The sequence below is a fragment of the Aminiphilus sp. genome, assembly GCF_029975095.1.
Classification (GTDB): Bacteria; Synergistota; Synergistia; order Synergistales; family Aminiphilaceae; genus Aminiphilus.
Genome location: NZ_JARKPW010000119.1, coordinates 1 through 23993, shown reverse-complemented (window position 1 = coordinate 23993; position 23993 = coordinate 1). Strand labels below are relative to the sequence as shown.

Annotated in this window: 20 protein-coding genes and 1 pseudogene; 12 read left to right on the top strand and 9 right to left on the bottom strand. The window is 59.4% G+C overall.

What is annotated here, in order from left to right; translation table 11 throughout:
• Positions 1-378: 378 nt before the first annotated feature.
• From Q1K49_RS07200 to Q1K49_RS07190, 3 genes are all read left to right on the top strand, one after another.
• Entirely contained in the window at positions 379-1968 is a 1590-nt protein-coding gene (locus Q1K49_RS07200; RefSeq protein WP_300524495.1) for a phosphate--AMP phosphotransferase, read from the top strand.
• Between the two features lie 212 nt (positions 1969-2180).
• Entirely contained in the window at positions 2181-2330 is a 150-nt protein-coding gene (locus Q1K49_RS07195) for a hypothetical protein (protein ID WP_300524492.1), read from the top strand.
• A 173-nt stretch (positions 2331-2503) separates the two neighbouring features.
• Entirely contained in the window at positions 2504-2857 is a 354-nt protein-coding gene (locus Q1K49_RS07190; RefSeq protein ID WP_300524490.1) for a hypothetical protein, read from the top strand.
• A 147-nt stretch (positions 2858-3004) separates the two neighbouring features.
• On the opposite strand, the gene Q1K49_RS07185 is transcribed toward Q1K49_RS07190, so the two are convergent.
• The 4 genes from Q1K49_RS07185 to Q1K49_RS07170 all read right to left on the bottom strand — a co-directional run bounded on the left by Q1K49_RS07185 (position 3005) and on the right by Q1K49_RS07170 (position 8522).
• Positions 3005-3661 carry a peroxiredoxin gene (locus Q1K49_RS07185; protein ID WP_300524488.1) on the bottom strand — a complete coding sequence of 219 codons (657 nt, stop codon included), beginning with the start codon at positions 3659-3661 and terminating at the stop codon, positions 3005-3007.
• 345 nt (positions 3662-4006) lie between these two features.
• The gene (locus tag Q1K49_RS07180; RefSeq protein WP_300524485.1) at positions 4007-5569 is read right to left on the bottom strand and encodes a helix-turn-helix domain-containing protein; all 1563 of its coding nucleotides are present in this window, start codon (positions 5567-5569) and stop codon (positions 4007-4009) included.
• Positions 5566-6996, bottom strand: coding sequence for a PocR ligand-binding domain-containing protein (locus tag Q1K49_RS07175; RefSeq protein ID WP_300524482.1), 1431 nt, complete (start codon positions 6994-6996; stop codon positions 5566-5568). Before Q1K49_RS07175 ends, Q1K49_RS07180 begins: the two co-directional genes overlap by 4 nt.
• Positions 6993-8522 (bottom strand): hypothetical protein, encoded by a 1530-nt coding sequence (locus tag Q1K49_RS07170; protein ID WP_300524479.1) that lies wholly within the window; start codon positions 8520-8522, stop codon positions 6993-6995. Before Q1K49_RS07170 ends, Q1K49_RS07175 begins: the two co-directional genes overlap by 4 nt.
• 362 nt (positions 8523-8884) lie before the next feature.
• On the opposite strand from Q1K49_RS07170, the gene Q1K49_RS07165 reads away from it, so the two are divergent.
• Together Q1K49_RS07165 and Q1K49_RS07160 are read left to right on the top strand one after the other, a co-directional pair.
• On the top strand, positions 8885-9640 hold the full coding sequence (locus tag Q1K49_RS07165) for a DUF502 domain-containing protein (protein ID WP_300524477.1): 756 nt from the start codon (positions 8885-8887) through the stop codon (positions 9638-9640).
• 34 nt (positions 9641-9674) lie between these two features.
• Positions 9675-10709, top strand: a complete 1035-nt coding sequence (locus Q1K49_RS07160; protein ID WP_300524476.1) for a dipeptidase — start codon at positions 9675-9677, stop codon at positions 10707-10709.
• Between the two features lie 160 nt (positions 10710-10869).
• Here Q1K49_RS07160 and Q1K49_RS07155 read toward each other — a convergent pair whose 3' ends face one another.
• The gene (locus Q1K49_RS07155; RefSeq protein WP_300524474.1) at positions 10870-11970 is read right to left on the bottom strand and encodes a D-cysteine desulfhydrase family protein; all 1101 of its coding nucleotides are present in this window, start codon (positions 11968-11970) and stop codon (positions 10870-10872) included.
• A 423-nt stretch (positions 11971-12393) separates the two neighbouring features.
• Here Q1K49_RS07155 and ortA point away from each other — a divergent pair, with 423 nt between their 5' ends.
• From ortA to Q1K49_RS07120, 7 genes are all read left to right on the top strand, one after another.
• A complete protein-coding gene (gene ortA, locus Q1K49_RS07150) occupies positions 12394-12708 on the top strand; it encodes a 2-amino-4-oxopentanoate thiolase subunit OrtA (RefSeq protein ID WP_300524472.1) in 315 nt (104 codons plus the stop codon).
• On the top strand, positions 12705-14129 hold the full coding sequence (gene ortB, locus Q1K49_RS07145; protein ID WP_300524471.1) for a 2-amino-4-oxopentanoate thiolase subunit OrtB: 1425 nt from the start codon (positions 12705-12707) through the stop codon (positions 14127-14129). The genes ortA and ortB overlap by 4 nt, the downstream gene beginning before the upstream one ends.
• Positions 14130-14286: 157 nt before the next feature.
• Positions 14287-15405, top strand: coding sequence for an alanine racemase (gene alr / locus Q1K49_RS07140; protein WP_213694677.1), 1119 nt, complete (start codon positions 14287-14289; stop codon positions 15403-15405).
• A gap of 61 nt (positions 15406-15466) precedes the next feature.
• Positions 15467-16036, top strand: a complete 570-nt coding sequence (locus tag Q1K49_RS07135; RefSeq protein ID WP_213694678.1) for a TRAP transporter small permease subunit — start codon at positions 15467-15469, stop codon at positions 16034-16036.
• Between the two features lie 15 nt (positions 16037-16051).
• Positions 16052-17353 carry a TRAP transporter large permease gene (locus Q1K49_RS07130; RefSeq protein ID WP_300524466.1) on the top strand — a complete coding sequence of 434 codons (1302 nt, stop codon included), beginning with the start codon at positions 16052-16054 and terminating at the stop codon, positions 17351-17353.
• 187 nt (positions 17354-17540) lie between these two features.
• Entirely contained in the window at positions 17541-18548 is a 1008-nt protein-coding gene (gene dctP / locus Q1K49_RS07125) for a TRAP transporter substrate-binding protein DctP (RefSeq protein ID WP_213694680.1), read from the top strand.
• A gap of 131 nt (positions 18549-18679) precedes the next feature.
• On the top strand, positions 18680-20035 hold the full coding sequence (locus Q1K49_RS07120; protein WP_300524464.1) for an aspartate aminotransferase family protein: 1356 nt from the start codon (positions 18680-18682) through the stop codon (positions 20033-20035).
• A 93-nt stretch (positions 20036-20128) separates the two neighbouring features.
• On the opposite strand, the pseudogene Q1K49_RS07115 reads toward Q1K49_RS07120, so the two are convergent.
• The 4 genes and pseudogenes from Q1K49_RS07115 to Q1K49_RS07100 all read right to left on the bottom strand — a co-directional run.
• A pseudogene (locus Q1K49_RS07115) lies at positions 20129-21013 on the bottom strand (oligopeptide/dipeptide ABC transporter ATP-binding protein); the annotation flags it as partial.
• Positions 21010-22014: an ABC transporter ATP-binding protein gene (locus Q1K49_RS07110; protein WP_300524462.1), complete on the bottom strand. Its 1005-nt coding sequence runs from the start codon at positions 22012-22014 to the stop codon at positions 21010-21012. The gene Q1K49_RS07110 and the pseudogene Q1K49_RS07115, both read right to left, overlap by 4 nt.
• A 50-nt stretch (positions 22015-22064) precedes the next feature.
• A complete protein-coding gene (locus tag Q1K49_RS07105; protein ID WP_300524459.1) occupies positions 22065-22991 on the bottom strand; it encodes an ABC transporter permease in 927 nt (308 codons plus the stop codon).
• A 2-nt stretch (positions 22992-22993) separates the two neighbouring features.
• Complete coding sequence (locus Q1K49_RS07100; RefSeq protein ID WP_300524458.1) at positions 22994-23920, bottom strand: ABC transporter permease; 927 nt, start codon at positions 23918-23920, stop codon at positions 22994-22996.
• Positions 23921-23993 lie beyond the last annotated feature (73 nt).

The window sequence follows — 23993 nt, the reverse complement described above, 5'->3', positions numbered from 1 at the left end:
AGTTTTTTTCAGAATATGCCGGAGCTGTTTCCCCCTTTCGCTTCCGAATCCCGCCTGCACGGCCGATTTTCCCGGAAAATGCATAAACAAAAGACATAAAGAGTATAACTCCTGAAGCTCTTCGAGAGCTTCCGAGCATGTGCCGTTCGCGTCATCCTCGCCGCTTTGCGCGGTGAAGGTGCGGGGGTTCCGGTGATGTCCGGCCTGCCTCGAAGCTCGCACGGTGAAGCGGTGGTGTTTTCGGAACTCTTGCGGACGTGGGTGTTTGCCCGAAGGGGAGGTGTGACGGTTTCGCCGGAGAGTTTTTCTGCAAACATTTCCACACTGAGGTAAAATTGTTGCACTCAGGTAAAATCCGCACGACAGGGGGAATGGGTTGTGCTGGACCAGGTGGATCTCAAAAAGAAACTGGATCGAAAAACCTACAAGGAGACCGCGCCTGCTTTGCGACTTCGGCTTGCGGAACTGCAGCGGGAGGTGAAGGAGGCGGGCATGCCCGTCGTAGTGGTTTTCGAGGGATGGGAGACCTCGGGCAAAGGAACGGTGCTCAATCAACTTCTTCAGCCTCTCGACCCGAGAGGCTTCCGTGTGGAGAATGTCGGGCGTCCTGGAGAAGACGAGCGGTTCCGTCCTTTTTTCTGGGCTTTCTGGCGCAGAACTCCCGCGAACGGTCGTATCGCCTTCTTCAATCGGAGCTGGTACCGTCGCGTTCTGGACGACCGGCTCACCGAAGCGCTTTCGCCGCATCGCCTCGACGAGGCGTTTCAGGAGAGCCTTGAGTTCGAGCGCCAACTGACCCAGGAAGGAGCGTTGCTCGTCAAGTTCTTTCTCCACATCTCGAAGAAGGAACAGAGAAAGCGTCTCAAGGCCCTTGAGGCGGACGAGGCGACAAGCTGGCGCGTCACGAAGGAGGATTGGGAGCGGCACGAACGCTACGACGAGATGGCGGGGTATGTGGAGGAGATGCTGCTCCGCACCGATCGTGGGGAGGCTCCCTGGACACTCGTGGAATCCCATGACCGGGAATATGCGGAGGTGAAGATTCTCGCCACGCTGGTGAAGGCTCTGGAGGAGCGGCTTGCCGCGTCGAGGGCGGATGCCTCTGAAAAAAAACATCTCCCTGACCCCGTTTCGCTTCCGCGGGAGACCCCTGCGTCTGTCGCGGAGGGAGACGAAGCGGACCTTTCCGGAGGAGACGCGCTCCGGAAGGAAATGGACGACGTGCTCCGCCCCACTGTGCTCGGCCGGGTGGACCTGTCGAGGAACATCTCCTTCGAGGAATACAAAAAACAACTTCCCCGGCTTCAGGATCGTTTTCGAGAGATTCAATACGCGCTGTACCGCGAACGAATTCCCGTGGTGGTCCTCTTCGAGGGATGGGACGCGGCGGGCAAAGGAGGGTGCATCAAGCGCCTTACCTCGCGCCTGGACCCAAGGGGTTACGAAGTGAATCCCGTGGCGGCTCCGAACGACATCGAGCGGGCCCATCACTACCTCTGGCGTTTCTGGACCGCCTTCCCCAAGGCCGGACACGTGGCCATCTTCGACCGAAGCTGGTACGGGCGTGTTCTGGTGGAGCGCGTGGAGAGATTTTGCTCCGAGGATGCCTGGCGGAGAGCCTACGGGGAGATCAATGAAATGGAGAATCAATGGAGTCGGTTCGGTACAGTGGTGATCAAGTTCTGGCTCCACATCGACCGGGAGGAGCAGCTCCGGCGTTTCACCGAGCGGAGCGAAACCCCCGAAAAAATGTGGAAGATCACCGAAGAGGACTGGCGGAACCGGGAGAAGTGGCCCCTCTACGAAAAAGCCGTGGAGGAGATGCTCTGGAGGACCAGCACTCCCTGTGCTCCCTGGACGGTTGTGGAGGCGAACTCCAAGGAATACGCCCGGATCAAAGTGCTCAAAACCGTTGTCGCCGCGACGGAAGCAGCGCTGGAGGAACGGCGAATCCCCGGCGGCGCTTGACGGCCCCCGGAACTTATGTCCGCGTTTGTTCTGCTGGCGAGGAAAACGGGACATTTTTCGTTCTCTGGAGCGGCAGTCTTCAATGCGCCCCTCCCGTAGGGGCCTTGCCTGCAACACAACTGTGCCGCAACTGGAACGTGACAGGTCGGCGAAAAGCCTTCAGGATGGGGCGCAGGTCGTGCGGAAACCATCCCGAGGGAGGAAGAATACCCGTGAACAGTGCAGAAAGGGAAACGAAAGCGAAGCATGAGGAAACGGAGCGAGTCGCGGTGATGTCGCCTTCGGAAGAAGTGACGCGCCTCCGGGAAGCGGAGGAGGAACGCCTTACGCGGTACTCGGGAACTATCCTCGACTGGGTCTGATTTTCCCGAGGTCTTGATTCTTTTGGGTTGATGTCATTTTGGATTCATGCGGGGAGCACAAAAGAGGCTTTTCTGACTCCTCGAAGACTCTCTTTACTTTTTTCGATGGCCGAAGTATGATTGCTGCCGTTCGCATCATAATATCAGGTTTTTCATCGGGAGGATGGTCAGTTATGGGAAAAAGGCTTTTTGCGGCAGTGTTGGCGTGTCTGTTGGTGTTGTCCGGAGTTGCCTTTGCGGGAGTGCAGGATTTTGAACTCGTGAACGCAACGGGTGTGGACATCTACGAAGTGTACGTGTCTTCGGTGAAGACGAATTCCTGGGAAGAGGACATTTTGGGTGTGGATGTTCTTGAGGACGGCGACAGTGTCACGATCAATTTCACGGGGCACGAAGGATGCAAATGGGACCTCATGGTCAAGGATTCGGACGGAAATTCCCTGACCTGGGAAAACCTCAATCTTTGCGACATCTCCGTCGTGACGCTCCATTGGGATGGTTCCAAGGCGTGGGCGGATCTGGAATAACTTCGGAGAGATGCATTCACCGGACCGGAGAACGAAAACGGCTCGGAGCGAAGACAGCACGAAGCAAAGGGGAGGCCGGAATGTTTCCGGCCTCCCCTTTGCTTCGTGCTGTCCGTGTCGTGACATGACACGACACGAATAAGGACGCTATTGCTTCAGTGGCTTATGGCAGAACCACCAGTCGAAGTTCTCGTAGAGCTTGACCCGCTCCGCTGCGGTGGCGACATCCGCTGCGGGAGGGACGATCACATGATCCTTGATCAGTTCGTTGTTCGGCCAGTTCGCGGGAAGAGCCCCCTCCTGTTCGTCCGAGACCTGGAGTGCCCGGACGGCTCGGACCACTTCGTCGATATTGCGTCCGATTTCCTGAGGGTAGTAGAGGACGAGGCGAACCTTGCCCTCGGGATCTCCGACAAAAACGGCCCGGACGGTGTTGGACCCTTTTCCGGGATGGAGCATGCCCAATTTCTGTGCGAGCGTCTCCGTGCCGGCCACGATGGGGTAGGTGATCTCCACACCGAGAGTTTCTTTGATCCACTGGACCCATTTGATGTGGGAGAACACCTGATCGATGGACATGCCGATGAGTTTGCAGCCCAGTGCGTCGAAATCGGCGATTCGCTTCTGGAAACCCACGAATTCGGTGGTGCAGACAGGGGTGAAATCTGCGGGATGACTGAAGAGGACGAACCAGGACCCCTTGAGATCACCGGGGATGTTCATCGGACCGTGGGTGGTGTTCACGTCGAGCTCGGGGAAGGCATCACCGAGAAGGGGCATACAAAGGCATTTCTGCTGTTCCATGTCTACACGACCTCCTTGAACGATTTGTGGTGTGTGCGGCCCCTTGTTTCCGCAAGGAGCCTGAATGGCTGAACGTGTGTTAGTATACTCGAACTTAAAATGATGTCAAGAGGAAATTCTTTTTGAAATCAAACACGAGAAGCGTGTCCGCTCCCAAGTGAGGAGACGGCGCTGGAAAAGAGCTGAAGAAAAGGATATGCGAAAAAAAGCGGACGCTCATCTCTCTTGGAGAAGAGCGCCCGCGGGACGCGCTGCGGGAAGTCGCATGTTTTTTCGAAGCGTGCACACGGCAATTCCCGCCGTGTCGGTCGTTGCGGTTCCTATGGTGGATACCTCAGGGTCTTTTCAAATCCCCTGGCGGCGGTATTCGCTGGGGCTTTTGCCGCAGGTTTGCTTGAAGAGGGTGCTGAAGTAGGCGATGTTGCCGTACCCCACCTGGAGAGCCACGTCCCGGACACTCATGCCCTGTCCGAGAAGTGCTTTGGCACGTTCCATGCGGATTTCCTTCACCACGTCCACGAAACGTCTCCGGAGGACCTTCTGGAAAAGACGGCTCAGATGACTCACGCTCACGTGGACATGACGCGCCACACCTTCGAGGGTCACCTCGTCGTAGTGCTCTCGGATGAAGGCCATGGCCTGGGAAATGACAAGGGCACCTCCGTCCTGGGCGCTCTCCCGCACACCCCAGGCGCCTTCCAGGGACTGGACGAGGATGGGATGGAGCCCCATGAAGTTGTTCGCGCCCAGGATGTTCAGCATCTGACGGCGTGCCCAGGCCTTGACGGTGTTCAGGTCGCATCGGAGTTCCAGAAGGACCGTGCAGATCTGCCCGAGGAGGCCGAGAACGAGCATTTTGGACAGCTCGACGTCATTCCAGACGGAGCGTTCCATGAGCCGGACGAGGGTGTCTCTTCCCGAGGCCATGAGATCCATACGGCCGTTGCGGAAGGCTTCCACGATGTCGTCCCGGATTTCCTGCCATTCCACATCCTCGCGGCCCGCGCCTTCGTCCGGAAGGAATTGGGGTTCGTCCACCCAGACCACCCGACCCGTTCCGCCGAGGAGACTTTCCTCAAGGGCTTCTTCGAGGGATGACATGGTGCTTCCCATGTCCTTGAGGGCACTTACGGTTCCCCCGAAAACCACGTTTCCCTGGATGTCGTTCGCCGCCAGCACCTCGAGGATCCGGGCGGCGAGTTCCTCCGCATGGGGCGCCCGGGAGACGGGAACGAGAAAGAGAATCATGGAGCGTCGCCAGGGGATGACGATGGTGTCCGCGAAGGAGCGTGCGGCAGCTTCGAGGAACTGGACCATGCTCAGATTGTTGCTCTTCAGTTCTTCGAGAGTCACCACGCCCATGGCATGGCATGCCTCGGCGGGAGGAAGTCCCAGCTCCTGGGCGATTCCCTCCAGCGATTCCGGGTCGGTACCGCCGGAGATGAGGTCCGCGACGACAGCCATGGCAAGCGGTCCCCGGTTTTCCCGCACGAAGGTCTGGATGCGCTGGAACCGTTCCTCCTCTTCGCTCTGCCTGCCCAGTTGTTCCAGCACTTTTTGCAGTGCTCCGTAGAGTGTCTTGGGAGAGACGGGTTTCACCAGAAAGGAGGAAACGCCGAGTCCCATGGCGCGACGGGCATATTCGAACACGTCGTAGGCGGTGAGCACAAGAACCTTCGCCCCGAATCCCTGTTCTCTGAGTTTTTCCAGCGCCGACAGGCCATCTCCGCCGGGAATGCGGATGTCGAGGAGAACGATGTGGGGATCCCACTCCATGGCGGTTTCGCAGAACTCCATCGCGTTGGCGCAGGTACGTGTTTCGTTCGGGAAAGGAGCTTCCCGGAGAAAGCGGGAGAGGGCTTCTCTTTCCAGGGGCTCGTCCTCGACGATGAGAATGCGCCAGCTCATGAGACGAGAACTCCTTCCCGAGCCGGAAGCGCGATGCGTACGGATGTTCCCTTCCCCGGGGCACTTTCAACCCGGAGGCGGGCGATTTCCCCATAGTGGAGTTTGAGCCGCTCCTGGACGTTTTCGAGCCCGACACCTTCCTCGATCGAGGAGGGCGTGCAGCCCACACCGTTGTCGGTGACTTCCACAACGAGGTGTTTCTTGTCCACCCAGCAGGAAATGCGCACCTCTCCCCCCTGGGGAAGGGGTTCGATACCGTGGATGATGGCGTTCTCCACGATGGGTTGGAGGAACATGAAGGGCACGAGAAGTTCTTCCGAGCCGTGGAGTGCTTCCACGTGGCTTCGGAGGCGCTCGCCGAAACGGACCTGATAGATCTCAAGGTAGCGTCGGATGCAGTCCAGTTCCATGCCCAGGGGGACGAGTTCCCCCTGGGACTGTTTGCGGAGCACGTAGCGGAGATATTCGGCGAACTGGAGCGTGAGATCCTGCGTCCGGGGGGCTTCCTCGAAGAAAGCGAGTCGGGCGATGCTGTTCAGGGTATTGAACATGAAGTGGGGGTTCAACTGGCTTCGGAGAGCCCGTACCTGGGCGAGCTTGAGGTTGCGCTCGAGAGCTTCCTTGTTGCGCTGTTCATGGATGAGCGTGATGCCCCGCTGGAGAAGGCGCCGTTCGGTCAGGTGCCGTTCGCAGAGCCCGACAATGTGGGATGCCACGAGGTGCAGCAGGTCCATGGCGTCTCGAATGGCCTGTTCGTTCACCACCGAAACGGAGAGAAAATTCTCGATGAGCGCCTCCTGGTCCCTGCCCCGGGCGAAGGGCCACTCTTTGTCGGCGATCTCCTCCACCTCGGTGCGGGAATATTTCTTGAGCAGAACCTGGCCGCAGAGGAGGATCCCCACCATGCGTCCCTCCACGATGATGGGGCTCGCCATGTCCAGAAGGCCGTTGCGGCAGCGATAGGCGAAGCTGTGCCCCGCCTCCAGTGATCTGCGTCCGCCGTCGGCGTCGCTCTCCCAGCAACGGGCCCTGCCTTCGGAGAAGGTGCGCACCTTGAGGCAGAAACTCGAAAAGTTGCTCGGGCTTGTCACGGGTTTGCCGTCGTTGGTGGTGATGATCGCTCCCACGCGCATGATCTTGGCAAAACGATCCTGAATCTCCTGCAGACGGGCGATTTCCGCAACCTGTTCCCACCAGGCGAGACTGCCGTGCTGCATGGACATCTCCTCCTTTCCCGGAGAAAAGGCCGAGGCTTTCCGGAGCGGATCGAATTCCTCCGGAAGGGTGTCTTCCTCCGGAGAAACGCATCCCTCGATGTGGCGGGTGCACTGGAGACACTCTTCCGAAGCGGGGGATTCCGCCTCGGGAGCCTCCAGTGCATTCGGCCAGAAATGTCGGTTCGTCTCGGAAAGGACGTTTTTTTTCATCGCGATGCCTCCGGCGTGTACAGGGTCAGGCGTTCTTCGAGGAGGGGGCGCAACGCCTCGACGAGCATTTCGTCCTTCTCCTCGGGGAAACGAAGCGTCATGGTGTCCACGTGCTCCTCTCCTTTATAGACCAGAATTTCATCCTCCAGGACATCCACGAGATAGCCCCCGGAAAGGATGTCCCGCTCCAGCACCTTTTCCTCCGCGGAAGGACTCTCCAGAATGACCACATCCGCGCCTTCGTGGATGAAACCCTCTTGGAGAATGTGTTCGCTCCGGTGCTCCATCAGCCCCAGATCCACCGAGGGGTGCCGGAGCAGGAGCCTGAGCGCATCCCCCGCCGTTCGGGGGCGACAGAGCGGCTGTCCGTCGAGGAAGAATCCTTCGGGACCGGCGAAGCCGAGGTGCTGTGCCGCTACGGAGGGACAGGAGACTCTCTCCCGGATTCCCCGGAGCTCCGAAAGAAGAAGCGCCCTGAAGGTCGGAGAGAATCGGTTCCCCGCGATGAGGGGGATTCGTCGTGTGCCTTTGCCGTTGCCGAACATGTCGCCTTGAGGGCAGAGGTGCTCCAGGATCGCTCCCGCTGCCTCGGGAGGAACGTTGCTCACACCGGGGTGCGCTTGCGCGACGGCGAAGGGGCCTTCCTTCCAGGAGATGCCAGGGTTGCGAGAGATGCAGTCCAGAACGAGCGGGGTGCTTCCGAAGAAACTTCCGAGGGCCTCCGCGAGGAGAATGTTGTCCATGTGCACCAGAGAAAGCACGTCCGTCTTGCCCATGCGGGCCGCCACGCAGGCGCCTCCGGCGAGGATCATGCGCAGGACGGTTTCTTCGGTTCCTTCGGGCGACGCCGTTTGCGACGCCGAGGGAAACCCGCATTCTGCGGCGAAAGCGGCGAGTCTGTCGGGACGGGAAAGAAGAGCCAGATCGGGCACGATGTCCGTGGAGAAATGTTCTCCCGCGAGGCGGAGCTGGCGGCTTCCGTAGCCGAGAAGAAACGCATCCTCCGGAGGAAGCCGTCGAAAGGGGATCCGGCGCTTTTTCGCTTCGGCGAAGAGAGACAGGGAGAAGGGGGTACAGGTGCCGGAATTCGAGACGTGCGCCAGGGTATGTTGCAACTGCTCCTCTCCGGGAAAGGCCGTTCCCTCGGCAAGGGAAGTAAGCCATTCCGCGGCGAGGTCCGCGAAGGGCCGAACATCGAGGCCAGGAAAGTGCTCCACCGCCACGATGACATGTTCTTCCCGAAGGAGCACTGCGGGAGGTGCGAGGGGGAGCCCACGTCCGAGTCGACACATCTCCCTCAGGAGAGCTCCGAAAAGTTCCTCCGAAGTTTGGGGAAAGATCTCCCCAAGTCCTGGAAAGAGGCGGAGCAGGGGTTCACTGTGTGCCAGGGTGCCGAGAGTGTGGACGAGGTCGTTTCCTCCGGAGGGGTACCGCCCTCTTTCGAAAAAACACACCGCGCACTCGTGGGGAACGAACAGATTGGGGCCGTCGAAATCCATGAAACGGGAGAATCGAAACGGGGACATGGCACACCTCCTCGCGGAATGACTCGAATTCGCGCCCGGGGACGAGCGCGCTCCGCAGGCTTGAAATACCCTCGGCATTTTTGTGGGAATTTTTTCTGCCCCTCTAGTCTACCTCATGAATCCCTCTTTGAGAGGAGGCACAAAGGGGATAAGATGGCGCTGGGACACATGTTCCGAAAAGGGTTGTCGGATTTGGCAGAAAGACCGCGAGGCGGCCTTGGGAAAAGCGGAAATGGTGTGAGAGCGGCTTGCGCAGAGGCGGCACAGGGGCGGGAAACGAGGAGCGGAGAAAATTTTCGGGAAGAGAGACGGTAAAGAGTCCGCGATGGAAAAACACAGTGGAACGGAAGGAGCGATGTGCGGTGGATGGCGACGTGTCGCGTTTTTCCGGCAAGAATGTCTCCGGGGAGAGCGAGGCCGAGTCGGAGGCGGTATCTTCGGAAGCACTGGTGCGGTGGATGGCTGCGGGCGGAAATCCCTCGGAGGGCACGTGCGCTCCCGCCGACGGGGGAAACGCCGACGGAGAGCCGGGAGCTTCTCCGCCGCAACGGCCCTCCTTTCTCGAAAACTTCGGAAAAAACGTCTTTATGGGCATTCTCGTTTTTCTGCCTCTGGTGGTTCTTCTTTTCATCGTCAGATTTCTTCTGGAGACCACGCTTCAGATCGGTGGTGCTCTTTTCGGAAAGACCCAGTCTCTGGAAGCCACGGTGGGCATACTTCTCGGCATCGTGTTCTTTCTTGCCTATGCGGGGCACAAGTTTCGTTCCAGGGAAAAATGGCTTCTCACGTACATGGAAAAGCTCATCCTCTCCGTGCCGTTTCTCGGCTCGTGGTACGGCATCCTGAAGGATCTCATCGGCTCCTTCAGCGGCGCCTCCCAGGACGAGAAATACCTGGGTGTGGTGCAGGTTCCCTTCGGCAAGGCGCATGTCCTCGGTTTCGTCACGAGGAAAGCGGAGGGGAAGGACGGCGACACGGATCTCACCGTCTTCGTTCCCACGTCACCCAATCCGACATCGGGACTTGTCTTTTTTTTCAAGGAACGGGATGTGGTCTACACGAATCTGACTCCGGAGGATGCCTTTACCAGGATCATTTCTCTGGGAATCAAGGCATGAGCCTTCGGGAGCAGTCGAAAGGAGAGCGTTCATTTTGAGCGAGACAGTGCAGGAAAGAGCAGCGAGGCTTCAACAGGAATCCATGATCGTCGATGCCCATTTCGACCTCGCCATGGATCTCCTCTACAAGTGGGAGCGGGGAAAGAAACATCCTCTCCTTCCCTGGCTGGAACAGTTTCGGAAGGGGAGATTCGGTCTCGTCGTGTCCTCGCTCTTCGTGAGCGGTTCCTTCCTTCCGGAAATGGGCCTTCGGCGGGCACTGGATCAGTTGGCGGTGCTGGTTCGCGAGATCCGCAACACGGAAGGCATCGCGCTCTGCAAGACCATGGGGGATATCGAAAGGGCACGCCGGGAGGGTGAGGTCGGTATTCTCCTCTCCTTTGAAGGGCTCGATCCCATCGGCAACGACCTTAACCTTCTCGACATCTTCCACGACCTGGGTGTGCGCGCCGCCGGAATCGTCTGGAGCAGAAGAAACTATGCCGGTGACGGTTGTTTCTTCTCGCCGAAGCGCGAGGGAAAGAAGGGCGGACTCACTCCTTTCGGTGTGGAGGCGGTGCAGCGTGCCCAGGAGTTGGGCATGGTCATCGACGTGAGTCACCTCAACGACGAGGGGTTCTGGGACGTGATGGACATCGCGAAAGGGCCTCTCATCGCCTCCCATTCCAATTGCCGGAGTCTTGCCCATACCATGCGGAACCTCACGGACGAACAGATTCGTGCTCTCGCGGAGAAGGGCGGCGTGATGGGGATGAACGCCATCAGCTGTTTCGTTCGGGAGGATCATGAGACGCGCCGGGCGACTCCGGAAGATCTGGCTGCCCACGTGGAGCACATCGCCAATCTCGTCGGTGTTGATCATGTGGGATTGGGATTCGATTTCTGCGACGGTTTCGAGAACTACCTCACTCTGGAGGATGACATCAAGACCTACGATGTGATCGCCGGTCACGAAAACGTGTGTGACTTCACGGTGGCTCTTCTGGAGCGCGGTTTCAACGACGAGGAGATGCGAAAAATCCTGGGCGGAAATTTTCTCCGCGTCTTCGGTTCCTGGCTGGGGAAATAACGCCGGTTCGTCCGGAGAGATGGAGAAAAAGGGGAACGGGAGCTTGCAAGGCTCCCGTTCCCCTCTTGCTGTTCTTTTCCGGTTTTGCGACTGGTTCTCTCCCCGGTGATGCTTCCCGTGGAGGAGAGGGTATTCCCATCGAGAGGCAGGGTGGGAGGTCTCAGTTCTTTCCCGGGGCGGAAAGGGTGGAGAAAACCGCCTGGTTGAAGTGCTTCCGGAAGGGAAACAAACCGAAGGCGCCTCCGGTGTGCAGGAAAAGCACAGGCTCGTCCTTTGGAAAACGTCCTGCAGCGATCTCTCGGGAGAGACCGTAGAAAGCCTTCCCCGTGTAGACCGGATCGAGAAGCTGTTCCTCCGTGGCGGCGGCGGTGGCGATGAAACGGAGTTGTTCGGGCGTGGTCGTCCCGTACCCCTCGCCGAGGTAGTCGTCGAGAACGGTGAGAGTTTCCCGGGGCAGTGTGCCAAGGTCGGGGAAATCGGTCTTCCGAAGCTCCTCCAGAAGGTGTTGTACCGTTTCCAGGACCTGTTGCCGCGGATAGGCCACGCTGATGGCGGTGATCCTCCAGGGGAGCTTATGGAGGAGGACTCCCGCGACGAGGCCGGCGAGCGTGCCTCCGGAACCCACGGCAGTGACCAGATGGCGGGGGCTGGATGGCAGTGCCGCCACCTGGGGGATCATTTCCGTCACGGCGTCCACGTAGCCGAGGCACCCCAGGGAATTCGAGGCGCCGAGGGGAATGATGTAGGCGCGTTTGCCCTGTTCCTCGTATTCCCGGGCGAGGCGTTCCATGGTGCTGTCCCGTTCGTGTCCCTTTTCCTCCGGAAGGAACGTGATTCGGGCGTTGAAGAGAAGATCCAGGAAGAGATTTCCCTCGGGGATCTCTTCCGGTGTGCCGTTCAGGACGAGATGACTCGAAAGTCCCAGGCGTGCCGCCACGGCGGCGGTTGCCCTGGCGTGGTTGGACTGTATGCCCCCGCAGGTGATGAGCACTTGTGCGCCCTTGTCCAGGGCGTCGGCCACGCAGTATTCCAGTTTGCGGATCTTGTTGCCGGAAACTCCTCCGCCCGTGAGATCGTCGCGCTTGATGTAGATGTCGGGGCCGCCGATCAGCCTGGAAAGGCGTGGCAGCAGTTCGACGGGTGTGGGTTTTTTTGCGAGATCGAGTTTTTTCCGCTGAGTTGCCTTCATGAGCATCTCCTCCTCCTGGATGATGGAATCGACGTTGCGATCGTTGCAGCGTGATGGATCGTCGCTCTCCATGTTTCCTCCATGATACTACTTCGCCTGTCGAAAAGACGTGTGACGGAAGAATTCTTCCACCTCGCACCTTCGTGAAGTGGAACACCGGTTCATGAATGCTTTTGAAAAGAACGCGTGAGAATTTTTCCTGAAAGGCTATTCCAGTGGAGATTGTGAATCAAATCGTCATTGTTCTCGAAACAGGATCTGTTTGACATCTCGTTTTGTCGATAGTGCATGGCTGAAACATCACATGCTACAGGATACAAAGAGAGTGAATCACCGTTCCCGCAAGGAATGGTGATGACCATTCACTTGACAGGGACGGCTGAAATAGAGCATAGTGCTACAGTTACGTGTCGCTCCTTTCGAAGAGTGCGTAGCTCCTTGAATTGAACTGAAAATTCACGGCAATTATTTCAGCAGTGCAAAGGAGGCGAAAACATGACGATGGCGCGAAGGGGAGAATGGGTGCAGATCCGCCGCGTCGTGTTGCCCGCAGGTGCTCGGGCGCCCCAGGTTCCCGAGGACACGGCGGCGGTTCCCCTGGAATTGAAAGTGAAGGGGTTTCTCGTGGAAGAGACGGCCCGCTGCGGCGAAACGGCGACGGTGCGCACTTCCCTCGGAAGAGAGCACCGGGGAGTTCTCGTCGCCGTCGATCCTCCCTACGACGTGGGCTTCGGCCCGCCTTCAAAGGCGCTGCTGGGGATCGGAGAGGAGCTTCGAGGGATGCTTCGAGGAAAGGTGGAACGGCCATGACCGGGGACTATGGCGCCGTGATGGCCCGACGTGGCGAGATCATGCGCAAGTCCGTCGGCATCGACTACGAGCGCTTTTCCCGGGGGCGGCTCGCCTTCGACTACGAGGGGATGATGTGCGAGACCGGCTATTCCCTTGACGAAGTGGAGGCGATCCAGCGGGAGAGCAACGTGGGCAACACGCCGCTTCTCGAACTGAAGAATCTCACCCGCCTGGTGCGGACCCTCTCGGAACCGGGCAAGGGAGCGCGGCTCTTCGTGAAGGATGAGGCGAATAATCCCGCCCGTTCCTTCAAGGACCGCAGGGCCTCGCTTTCGGTGTTCCACGCGGAGCACAACGGATACAAGGGTGTGGTGGCCGCCACGAGTGGTAACTACGGCGCCGCCGTGGCGAGCCAGGCGGCGAGGAAGAACCTGGGCTGCATCATCGTCCAGGAGGTCTTCGATTCAAAAGGATTCGAACAACCCGAGATAGCCGAGAAGGGGCGGGCCTGCGAGGCTTACGGCGCGGAGGTTCTCCAGCTCTCCGTGGGGCCGGAGCTGTTTTACGTCTTCCTCCTCGTTCTGGAGGAGACGGCCTTCTTCAATGCTTCCCTCTACACCCCCTTTTCCATCGCCGGTATCGAGACGCTGGGGACGGAGATCGCGGAGCAGACCAGACGCCTTACGGGAAGGGATCCCGATGTGGTGGTGAGCACTCATGCCGGAGGCGGCATCACCACCGGTACTGCCCGGGGGCTTCTCAAGGCCGGATGTTCGGCCACGCGCATCGTGGGAGCCAGTGTGAATCTCCAGGGACTCCACATGGCTTCGGACAGAGATTTCAACCGTAAATCCTTCACCACGGGGCACACGGGGTTCGGCATTCCCTTCGCGGTGTGGCCGGATCGTTCCGATGTCCCCAGGAACGCCGCCCGGGTACTCCGTTATCTGGACGATTACGTGACGGTTACCCAGGGGGCGGTTTTCTACATGACCGAGGCGTTGGCGCAGCTCGAAGGTCTCGAACGGGGCCCTGCGGGCAACACCTCTCTCACCGCCGCCTTCGCGCTCGCACAAACGCTGCCGGAGGAGGCGGTGGTGGTGGTGAACGAGACGGAGTACACCGGCGCCGGAAAGCATCCTTACGCTCAGCTCGCCTTTGCGGAGCGCATGGGCGTGGAGGTGCGTCGGGGCGATCCCGAAGAGGAGCGTCCCGGTTCGGTGATCGTCATCCCCGAACAACCCCGGCAGATCCGCGTCGCTCCGGTTGATCTGAACCGTCTCCGCGCTTCCTATGTACGAAACGCCTGTGCAGCCCTGGGCGAGGACAAGACCGTCTCCGAAGAGGACGTGGCCTTTCTTTCCGAGGACACCCGCCTTTCGTCGGAGGAGGTCCGACGGGTGCTCCGGGAGAACGGCGTCTCGGTTGCGACGGCATAGAAGTGATGTCCGCCGGTTCCTGTTCCGGGCGGGGCCCCGCTCTCTTCCACCGGACTCGAGTGCGTGAGAAAAACCGATGCATCTCACGATGTTGTTCCGTTTCTGTTTTTCCCCTGTCGCTTTCCACTCTGCTGAAAAAATCGAGGAGGAATGAAGAATGAACTGGCGCCCGACGCGCCTCGAAGTGAACCTCAACAGCATTCGCACCAACTACACCCGCATCCGGAAACATGTGGGTGGTGCTCGAGTGATTGCCGTGGTGAAAGCCAATGCCTACAACGTCGGAGCTTTGCCGGCGGCGTGGGCGCTCCGGAGTGTCGGAGCGGACTTCTTCGCCGTGGCAACGCCGGATGAAGCGTTGTCGCTGCGTGATGGAGGCATCACCGATCCCGTGCTCGTTCTCGGTGCGTCTCCCTACGATGTGGCGGCGGAATACGTGCGGTCGGGCATTCGAGCCGCTCTCACGGACACGGCCATGCTCCATGTCCTTGCAGATGCGGCCAGGCAGAGTGGAAAGCCCGCCAGAGTGCATCTCAAGGTGGATACCGGCCTTGGGCGCATCGGTTTCCGGCCCGACGAAGCCCTGAGGGTCGTCGATGCTGTTCGAAGCCTCCCGGAGGTTGAATTGGAGGGAATTTTCACGCATTTTATCGCCTCCGACTCGGGAGATCTCACGGTCACGCATGAGCAATACCGGATTTTCGTCGATCTCCTGAAAACGATCGCCGCAAAGGGTATCTCCATCCCCATGCGGCATTGCTGCAATTCCGGAGGGACCCTCGAAACGCCCGAATACGCTCTTGATGCAGTTCGTCCGGGACACCTGCTCTTCGGTATGTATCCGACGCCGGAGGTCAAACGGGCCATTCCGCTCGAACCCTGCATGGAGTTCAAGACCGCCGTGGCGGCCCTTCGGGATCTGCCTCCCGGATCGGGCGTGAGCTACGGCAGCGCTTACGTCACGTCCGGACAGGAGCGTTTCGCCGTGCTGCCTCTGGGGTACGCCGACGGATACTACCGGGAACTCTACACCAAGGGCGTTGAGGTGCTCATCCGCGGGAAACGCTGTCCTGTGGCGGGAAAAATCTGCATGGATCAGACCATGGTGAACGTCTCCCACCTCGACGACGTGGTTGTGGGAGACGAGGTGGTTCTCGTCGGGCGGCAGGGGGAGGAAATGATCTCTCTTGAGGAGATGGCGCAGAAACTGGGAACACTCATCTGCGTGTTTCCCACGCTCCTCGGCGCCAGAGTTCCCCGGGTCTACAAGGACTGACGACGGCACGCTCTCTTCAGGGAGCGAAAATTCGTCGCGGAAGAAGGAGGAGATGCACACGATGCTGGGAATCATGCACACCAAGTTCTGGAATGTCCTTGGTTTTCTCCAGAAGATGGCCATGGTGATATCTTCCCTGGCGATCCTTTTCCTGGTGCTCTTTCAGGTGTTTCTCCGGTACGTCCTGGTGAAGCCCATCATGGGAGTGGAGGAAATCGCCACGATGACGGGATTTTGGCTTTATTTCATGGGTGCTTCCTGGGGTACGGCGGAGCGAACGCACATCAAGGCGGATGTCATGAGCGCCATCGTCAAGAATCCGAAAAAACTCATCTGGGTCAAGGTCTTTACGGCGTTTCTCTCGGTGGTTCTGGCGATCATGATGACCTTCTGGGGGTGGGAGTACGTCGTCTGGGGCTACACGAAGAAACAACTCTCCCACACGCTCATGATTCCCATGATCTATTCCCAGGTCAGCGTTTTCCTGGGGGCGATCCTCATGGTCTTCTATTTCTGCGTCGAGCTCGTCGACTATTTTCTCCAGGCCATAGGGAAAAAACCCCTCGATGTTCCGCCTCAGGACGATGTACCCGTTTCCGAAGCGGTCTGTCCTGCGGACACATCGAAGTAGAAAGGAGGAAAATCCGTGGTCATCGCCATCAACCTGGCAATTCTCATCGGTCTCATCGTCATCGGTCTGCCCGTTCCCCTGTGTTTCATGTCCGCCGCCATCTACATGGGATTCGTGTACAATTTCAGCTTCGGATTCCTCCTCCCTTCCGGGTACTACGCGTTGAATTCGCTCACGCTTCTTTCCGTGCCCTTCTTCATCATGGCCGGGGCTCTCATGTCCTCGTCGGGCATCGCCGAGCGACTCACCACCTTCGCTCAGGCCTTTCTCGGGCGTCTCCGGGGAGGAATGGGCGCCGCCACCATCGTGGCCTGCGCCATTTTCGGCGCCATTTCCGGAACCTGCTCCTCCGCGGTGGCCTGCATCGGTGGCATCATGATCCCCCGACTGGAGAAACTGGGCTATCCCCGGCAGTACAGCGTGGCCATGGTGGGATGTGCCTCCGTTCTCGGCCAGCTCATTCCGCCCAGCGTGCCCATGATCCTCTACGCCTGGGTGACCCAACAGTCCGTGGCGGCGTGCTTTCTCGCCACGGTCATTCCGGGCATTCTCACCACGATCTTCATGTGCGTGCTCAACTATTTCGAGGTCCGGAAGATGCCGAGCGTCCAGGTTGAGCCCCAGGTTTCCTTCGGACAGAAGATTGCCCAGATCGGACACGCGACGAAGCATGGCATCTGGAGCCTTCTCATGCCCGTGATCATTCTGGGAGGCATCTACGGGGGGATCACCACTCCCACAGAGTCCGCGGCCCTCGCCGTGGCCTATGCGATTCTCGTGGGATTCTTCATCCATCGGGAGCTTTCGACGAAAACCCTGTGGTCCGCGCTGGTCTCCTCCTCCACGACCACGGGAGTCTGCGTGCTCATGCTCTTCTTTGTTTCCATCCTCGCCAAGGTGTACACCATGCAGCAGATTCCCCAGCAATTGGCGAAATTCCTCATGACCATCTCCGACAACAAGATCGTGCTGCTCCTCATGGTGAACCTCTTCCTCATCATCATCGGCATGATGATGGACGATTTCAGCGGAACCATGCTCGCGGCGCCGCTCCTGCTGCCGCTCATGGTGCACATCGGGGTGCATCCCGTGCATTTCGCGGCGATTATGGGCACCAACCTGGGACTGGGGAACGTCACACCTCCCTGCGCGCCCATTCTGTACCTGGCGGGGCGCATCGGAGGCGCCTCGTTCGACCAGTATTTCGGATACGCCCTGAAATACATGCTCTTCGCCCAGGTTCCCGTGGTGCTTCTCACTACCTATTTCCCGGACCTGTCGTTGTTTCTGCCCAGGTTGCTCATGGGCATCAAGTAGAGAATGTCGCAGATATCCTTCTGCGAAAGAAGGGAGGGAGGAGCGGGAAAAAGCCTCTGAAAAAACGAGTCAGGCGGGAAACGAGAGGGAGGCCCCGATTTTTTTGGGAATTTCCCCGAAGAGAGTTCCGACGAGGGCAGATTGATCTTTGGAGTGCTTGAGCGAATCGGAGGAGGTGCCGAGGAAGATGAGGAAGTATCTGGCTTTGTTTCTCGTGGCGGTGCTGACGGTGTCTTTCGCTGCCGTGGCATGTGCGGCTCCGAAGTACCAGTTCAAGATGGGGCATCCAAATCCCGTGGACACCCCCTATGACCAGACGGCGCACAAATTCGCCGAACTCGTCAAGGAGAAGAGCAAGGGCGAGATCGAGATTTCCCTGTTTCCCAACAGTCAGCTCGGCGATTGGACGGAAACCTTCGAGCTGATCTCCCGCGGCACGGTGGAGATGGGATTCCAGATCGCCAACGCTGCCTACGACCCCAAGCTGAACTTCGCCTACTACATGCCTTATGTGGTGCGCGACCTCGAAGAGGGCAAGAAAGCCTATGCTCCCGGCGGCTGGGCCTACGACATCATCAAGGATCTCTGGGCCGAACACGGCATCAAGGCTCTTGCGGTCTATCCCATCGGCATGGCGGGGATCTCGCTTCGGGATGAACCGCCTTCTCCGGGTGATCCCAATGTCTCCAAGGGAATGAAGGTGCGTGTCATGCCCCTGCCCGCGTGCTCCATGACCTACGAGGCACTGGGCTACATCGCCACTCCGATCCCTTATGCCGAAACCTACAGCGCCATTCAGACGGGCATTGCCGACGGCCAGATGGGCGGACCTCCCTTCCAGGCCTGGTCCTTCCGGGATGTGAACAAGGTCTGGATTCAGTACAACGACTATTTCGAGCAGCATTGGATCGTCGTCAACGCCAAGATCTGGGACGCGCTCTCTCCCGAACTGCAGCAGGCTCTCCAGGAAGCCGCCACTGAGGCGTCGAACATCCGTTGGGGCCAAGTGCAGGACGAGGACCAGCACTATCGGGATGTGCTGGAGAAGGAGAACGGCTGGAAGATCGTCATGCTCTCCGATGCCGAACTGGAGGCTTGCGCAAACAAGGTCCGCGAGGTAGTGTGGCCCAAGCTGAAGGAAATGCTCGGCGAAGAACTCTACAACAAGATGACCGAATCGGTGAAAAAGCAGTAGCCGCAGGGTGCATTCTCTCCCGGCGGGAAAAGGCCGGCACGCTGGGGGGCGGGGGGATTTTCTCCCGTCCCCCATTTCGATAGACCTGCGGAAATGACGAGAAACGTGTTGCAGAATGGGGAGGAACGATCATGAAGCCACTGAATCTGGAGCACTGTTTGCGCACCGTCGAGGCCGACAAGGCGGTTCTCTGTTCCGCCGCCCGGGTGCCCTATTATCCCCTGGTTGTCAAGAAGGCTCGGGGGAGCTGGGTGGAGGACGCGGACGGCAACAGGTACATCGATTTTCTCGCCAGTGCCGCCGCGGTGAACGTGGGGCACTGCCATCCCAAGGTCGTCGAAGCGGTTCGAGAACAGGCTGAGGCGTTCATGTCCTATACGGCGGTGTACATGTATCACGAACCGCTCGTCTGCTTGAGCGAGACCCTCTGCCGCATCACGCCCGGGGATTTTCCCAAGCGGGTGATCTACGGTCTTTCCGGTTCCGACGCCAACGACGGTGCCATCAAGCTCGCCCGGTGGACCACGGGACGCTCGAAGATCGTTGCCTTTCAGCGCTCCTATCACGGCAGTACCTACGGAGCCCTTTCCCTCAGCTCATTGAGCCTTCCCATGCGGCGTCGCATGGGACCGTTCCTCCCCGAGGTGTACCACTTTCCCTATCCCGATACGTTCCGTCCGCCCTTTTCCGGCACGGATGAAGATATCGCCGACTACCATCTGGACCTGATCCGGAGAGCCTTTGCGGACTATATTCCCGGCGAGGAAGTGGCGGCGGTCATCATCGAGCCGATCCAGGGAGACGCAGGTATCCTCGTTCCGCCGGTTTCCTTCATGAAAGGGCTGCGGAGTCTCTGCGATGCCCACGGTATCCTTCTCATCGCCGAAGAAGTGCAACAGGGGTTTGGTCGCACGGGAAAGTGGTTCGGCATCGAGCACTTCGGCATCGTTCCCGACGCGGTGATCCTGGGAAAGGCCCTCGGATCGGGTCTTCCCCTGAGCGCCATCGTGGCCCGGGAGGACCTCATGGCGGATTGGGATGCCCCGGCGCATTGCTTCACCCATGCGGGAAACGCCGTGTGCTGTGCCGCTGCCTACGCTTCGGTGCAGGTCATCGAGGAAGAAGGACTCGTCGCCCGCTCCGAAGAGATGGGGAACTACCTGATGGAACGTTTCCGGGCGCTGCAGGACTCTTATCCGCTGATCGGCGACGTGCGGGGGAAAGGGCTTTCCATCGGCGTGGATCTGGTGAAAGACGGCAAGACCCGGGAGCGTCACGGAGAGGCCGCGGCGAAGATCTGCTACCAGGCATGGCAGAAAGGGCTGCTTCTCTCCTTTTTCAGTGGCTCGGTGCTTCGGATTCAGCCACCCCTGGTCATTACCCGGGAGGAAGCGGACCGGGCGCTCGAAATCATCGAAGAGGCCATGCGGGATTTTCTTGCGGGGCGCATTTCCGACGAGGTACTCAAGACCGTGAAAGGGTGGTAGGAATCCCTGTGTGCCCCGGCGGTGCGACCGGGACACACAGGCTACGAAATGCCCTCCGCCGAGATCTTTTAACGAAGGAGAACTTTCTTTGCAGTGTGCGGATGCCTCGGGACAACGGCTGAAGAAGGCACATCCAGGCGGAGGGTCGATGGGGCTGGGAACGTCTCCTTCGAGAAGAATGCGTTGACGGTTCCGCTCCCGGTCGGGATCGGGAAGAGGAACGGCCGAAAGGAGCGCCCTCGTGTAGGGATGGAGAGGCTCGGTATAGAGCGTCTCCGTGGGTGCGTGTTCGACGATCCTGCCGAGGTACATGACCGCCACGCGGTTCGAGATGTAGCGGACCATGCCGAGGTCATGGGAGATGAAAAGATAGGTCAGGTCGAGGCGCTCCTGGAGAGCGGCGAGGAGATTGACTACCTGTGCCTGGATGGACACGTCGAGGGCGGAGATTGGTTCGTCACAGACGAGGATGGAGGGATCCACGGCGAGAGCGCGGGCGATGCCGACGCGCTGACGTTGCCCTCCCGAGAACTCGTGAGCGTAACGGTCGGCGTGGTTTCTCCCCAGCCCTACCAGGGCGAGCAGTTCCAAAACACGTTCGGTTCTCTCCCTCCCGCGGTAGAGCCTGTGGATGTCGATTCCCTCGGCGACGATGTCTCCGACGGTCATGCGTGGATCCAGAGAAGCATAGGGATCCTGGAAGATCATCTGGGCCGATCGGACGAAATCTCTTCTGGCGGCTCCCGTCAGAGTGGCCGTGTTCTGTCCCCTGTACCGTACCGTGCCCTCCGTCGGCTCGTAGAGGCCGACGAGGGTCCTTCCTACCGTAGACTTTCCGCACCCCGATTCGCCGACGAGCCCGAGTGTTTCCCCCCGGTAAAGGGCCAGGTCGATGCCGTCCACGGCTTTGAGCGTTCCCAGCCCGGGAAGGAGGAAGTGTTTTTTTAGGGATTCTGCCTGAAGAAGAATGTCGTTCATTGCCGTTCCGCTCCTTCCGGGACGGTTTTTTGCCGGGATTCCGCCAGAGAATGGTGGAGCCAGCAGGAGGCGACCTGTCCGTTCGCTCTCTGTAGAGGTGGAGGCGGCAGCGTCGCACAGACCCGCATCGCTTTCGTGCAGCGTGCGAAAAAGGCGCATCCCTGGGGAGGCGAAAAAAGGTCCGGCGGTGTTCCCGCAATGGAGGCGAGCTTCGTTGCCCGGGTGGCGTCGATGCGAGGGATTGACGCGAGAAGTGCCTGCGTGTAGGGGTGAGCAGGATTGCGGAAAATGTCCCGGCATTCTCCCGTTTCGACGATCTGTCCCGCGTAGAAGACGGCGATTCGGTCGGCCATTTTCGCGACCACGCCGAGATCGTGGGTAATGAGGAGCACGGTTGTTCCGAGGCTTTTTCGGAGAGAAACCACAAGCTCCAGAATCTGGGCCTGAATGGTGACGTCGAGGGCCGTCGTCGGCTCGTCGGCGATGAGAAGCGAAGGCCGACAGGCGATGGCCATTGCGATGAGGACGCGTTGGCGCATTCCTCCGGAGAAGGCGTGCGGATACTGTCCGTAGCGGCGTTCCGCCTCGGGAATGTCCACGAGGCGGAGAATGTCGAGGGCCTGTCTTCTCCGCTCCTTCCCGGACAACGGTGTGTGTTGGGCGAGGATCTCCTCCACCTGTTGCCCGATGGACATCGTCGGATTGAGAGACGTCATGGGATCCTGAAAAACCATCCCGATTTCCCGCCCTCTGATGCGGTTCATCTCTCGTTCCGAAAGAGAAACCAGATCGGTGCCTTTGAAGAGGATCGAGCCGGACATCTTCCCCGGCGGCATGGGGATGAGTTTGAGGATGGACAGGGCCGTCACGCTTTTGCCGCAGCCCGATTCACCTACGATGGCCATGCATTCGCCGCGGTTGAGATGAAAGGAGATGTCCCGAACGGCCCGGACGGTACCCCCGTAGGTGGTGAAATCCACGCGAAGGTTTCTTACCGCCAACAGGCAGTCTTCCGAGGACGCCGTCGTCGTGAGGGGAGTGTGCATGGCGGTCATCGGAGCTTCGGGTCCAGGGCATCCCGCAGGCCGTCGCCGAAGAGGTTGAGTGAGAGCATCGTGAGGCTGATGACGACGGCGGGAATGAAGAGCTGAAACGGGGCGACGCGGAAATTCTGGGCGCCGTAGCGGGCGAGAAGCCCCCAGCTCGACTGGGGGGGCTGGATGCCCAAGCCGATATAGCTCAGAAACGCCTCGGTGAAGATCGCGTAGGGCACGGCCATCGTCAGGTCTGTAATGATAAGCCCCAGCGTGTTGGGAATCATGTGACGGAAGATGATGCGAAAATTCGAGGCGCCCAGCTTGCGGGCCGCCAGCACGTACTCCTGGTTTTTCAGGGAGAGAACCTGTCCGCGGACGAGCCGGGCGGATTTTATCCAGCCGATGATGACCATGGCTACGATGATGGACGGCATGCCCGGCTTGAGGACCACCATGAGAAGAATTGCGACGATCATGTAGGGGATGGCGTAGAGAATGTCGATGATGCGCATGATGATCATGTCCGTTTTGCCCCCTGCGTAGCCTGCGATGCCTCCGATGACGACGCCGAGGCAGGTATTGACGAAGGCCGCCACGAAACCGATGAGCAGAGAGACCCGGGCGCCCATCCAGGTTCTGGCCCAGAGATCCCTCCCGAGCGAGTCCGTGCCGAACCAGTGCTCCCGGTTCGGCGGTATGTCGATGCTCGAAGCGTCCGTGGCGGAGTACCCGTAGGGAACGAGGGCGGGACCGATCAGGGCCAGCAGGACGCAACAGGCGATGACGAGCATCGATGCGGTGGCGATACGGTTTTTGCGGAGTTTCCGCCACGCATCCTGCCAGAAGGTGAGGCTGGGGCGGTGAATCGCCTCCAGTTCTTCCGTATCGGCCACGATGGGTTCGAACAACTCGGGTGAGAGTGTCGGCTGCTCCTGGGGCATGTTCAGTTCCTCCTTCCGGTGAGCGCGATGCGGGGATCGATGATGCCGTAGAGGATGTCCACGACGAAATTCGCGGCGATGAGGAAAATGCCGTAGAAGGCCGTCAGGCCGAGAATGACGGTGTAGTCGAGGTTCTGGACTCCGAGAACGTAAAACTTCCCCATTCCGGGGATGGCATAGATCGATTCGATGACGAACGTGCCGGTGAGGATCGCCGCGGTGATCGGCCCCAGAACGGTCACGACGGGAAGGATGGCGTTGCGGAGCTGATGGCGCCACACGATTCTGAAGGTGGACAGCCCCTTGGCTCGTGCCGTGCGGATATAGTCCTGTCCCGTCACATCAAGCATGCTTGTCCTCATGATACGCGAGAGAAGCGCGATGGTGTAGAAGCTCAGGGCCAGCGTGGGCAGCACGGTATATCGGAATCCTCGCCAGAGGGCGACAGGAAACCAGCCCAGCTTGAGGCCGAAGAAATACTGGAGGAGCGAGCCCGTGATGAAATCCGGCAGGGAGATGCCGATGACGGCGATGACGATACAGAGGTATTCCAGCGGTTTTCCCCGGTTGAGCCCGGCGATGACACCGAGGGAGATCCCCACGAGGGAGGCGAAAAGGATCGTTCTGATCCCCAGGTCCGCCGAATAGGGAAACGAATCGGCGATGATTTTACTGACGGGCATGTTCTGATATTTCAGGGAAAAGCCGAGATCTCCCCGAAGAAGATTGCCGATATACCGGAAATATTGCATGTGGAGAGGCTGATCGAAACCGTAGTATGCCTCGAGATTGGCCCGGATCGCCGGTGTCAGTTTTTCGCTGGAAAAGGGGTCCCCGGGGAGAAGGCGTACAAGGACGAAGACGACTGTCACGAGGAGCCAGACCGTGAGGAGTGAGATGAGGAAGCGTTTGAAAATATAACGTGCCAAGGAGACTTCCTCCTTTTTTCGTTGTCGGAGCGCCGTCCGGGCTCCGAAGAGTCCGGACGGCGGAGAAGGTGCT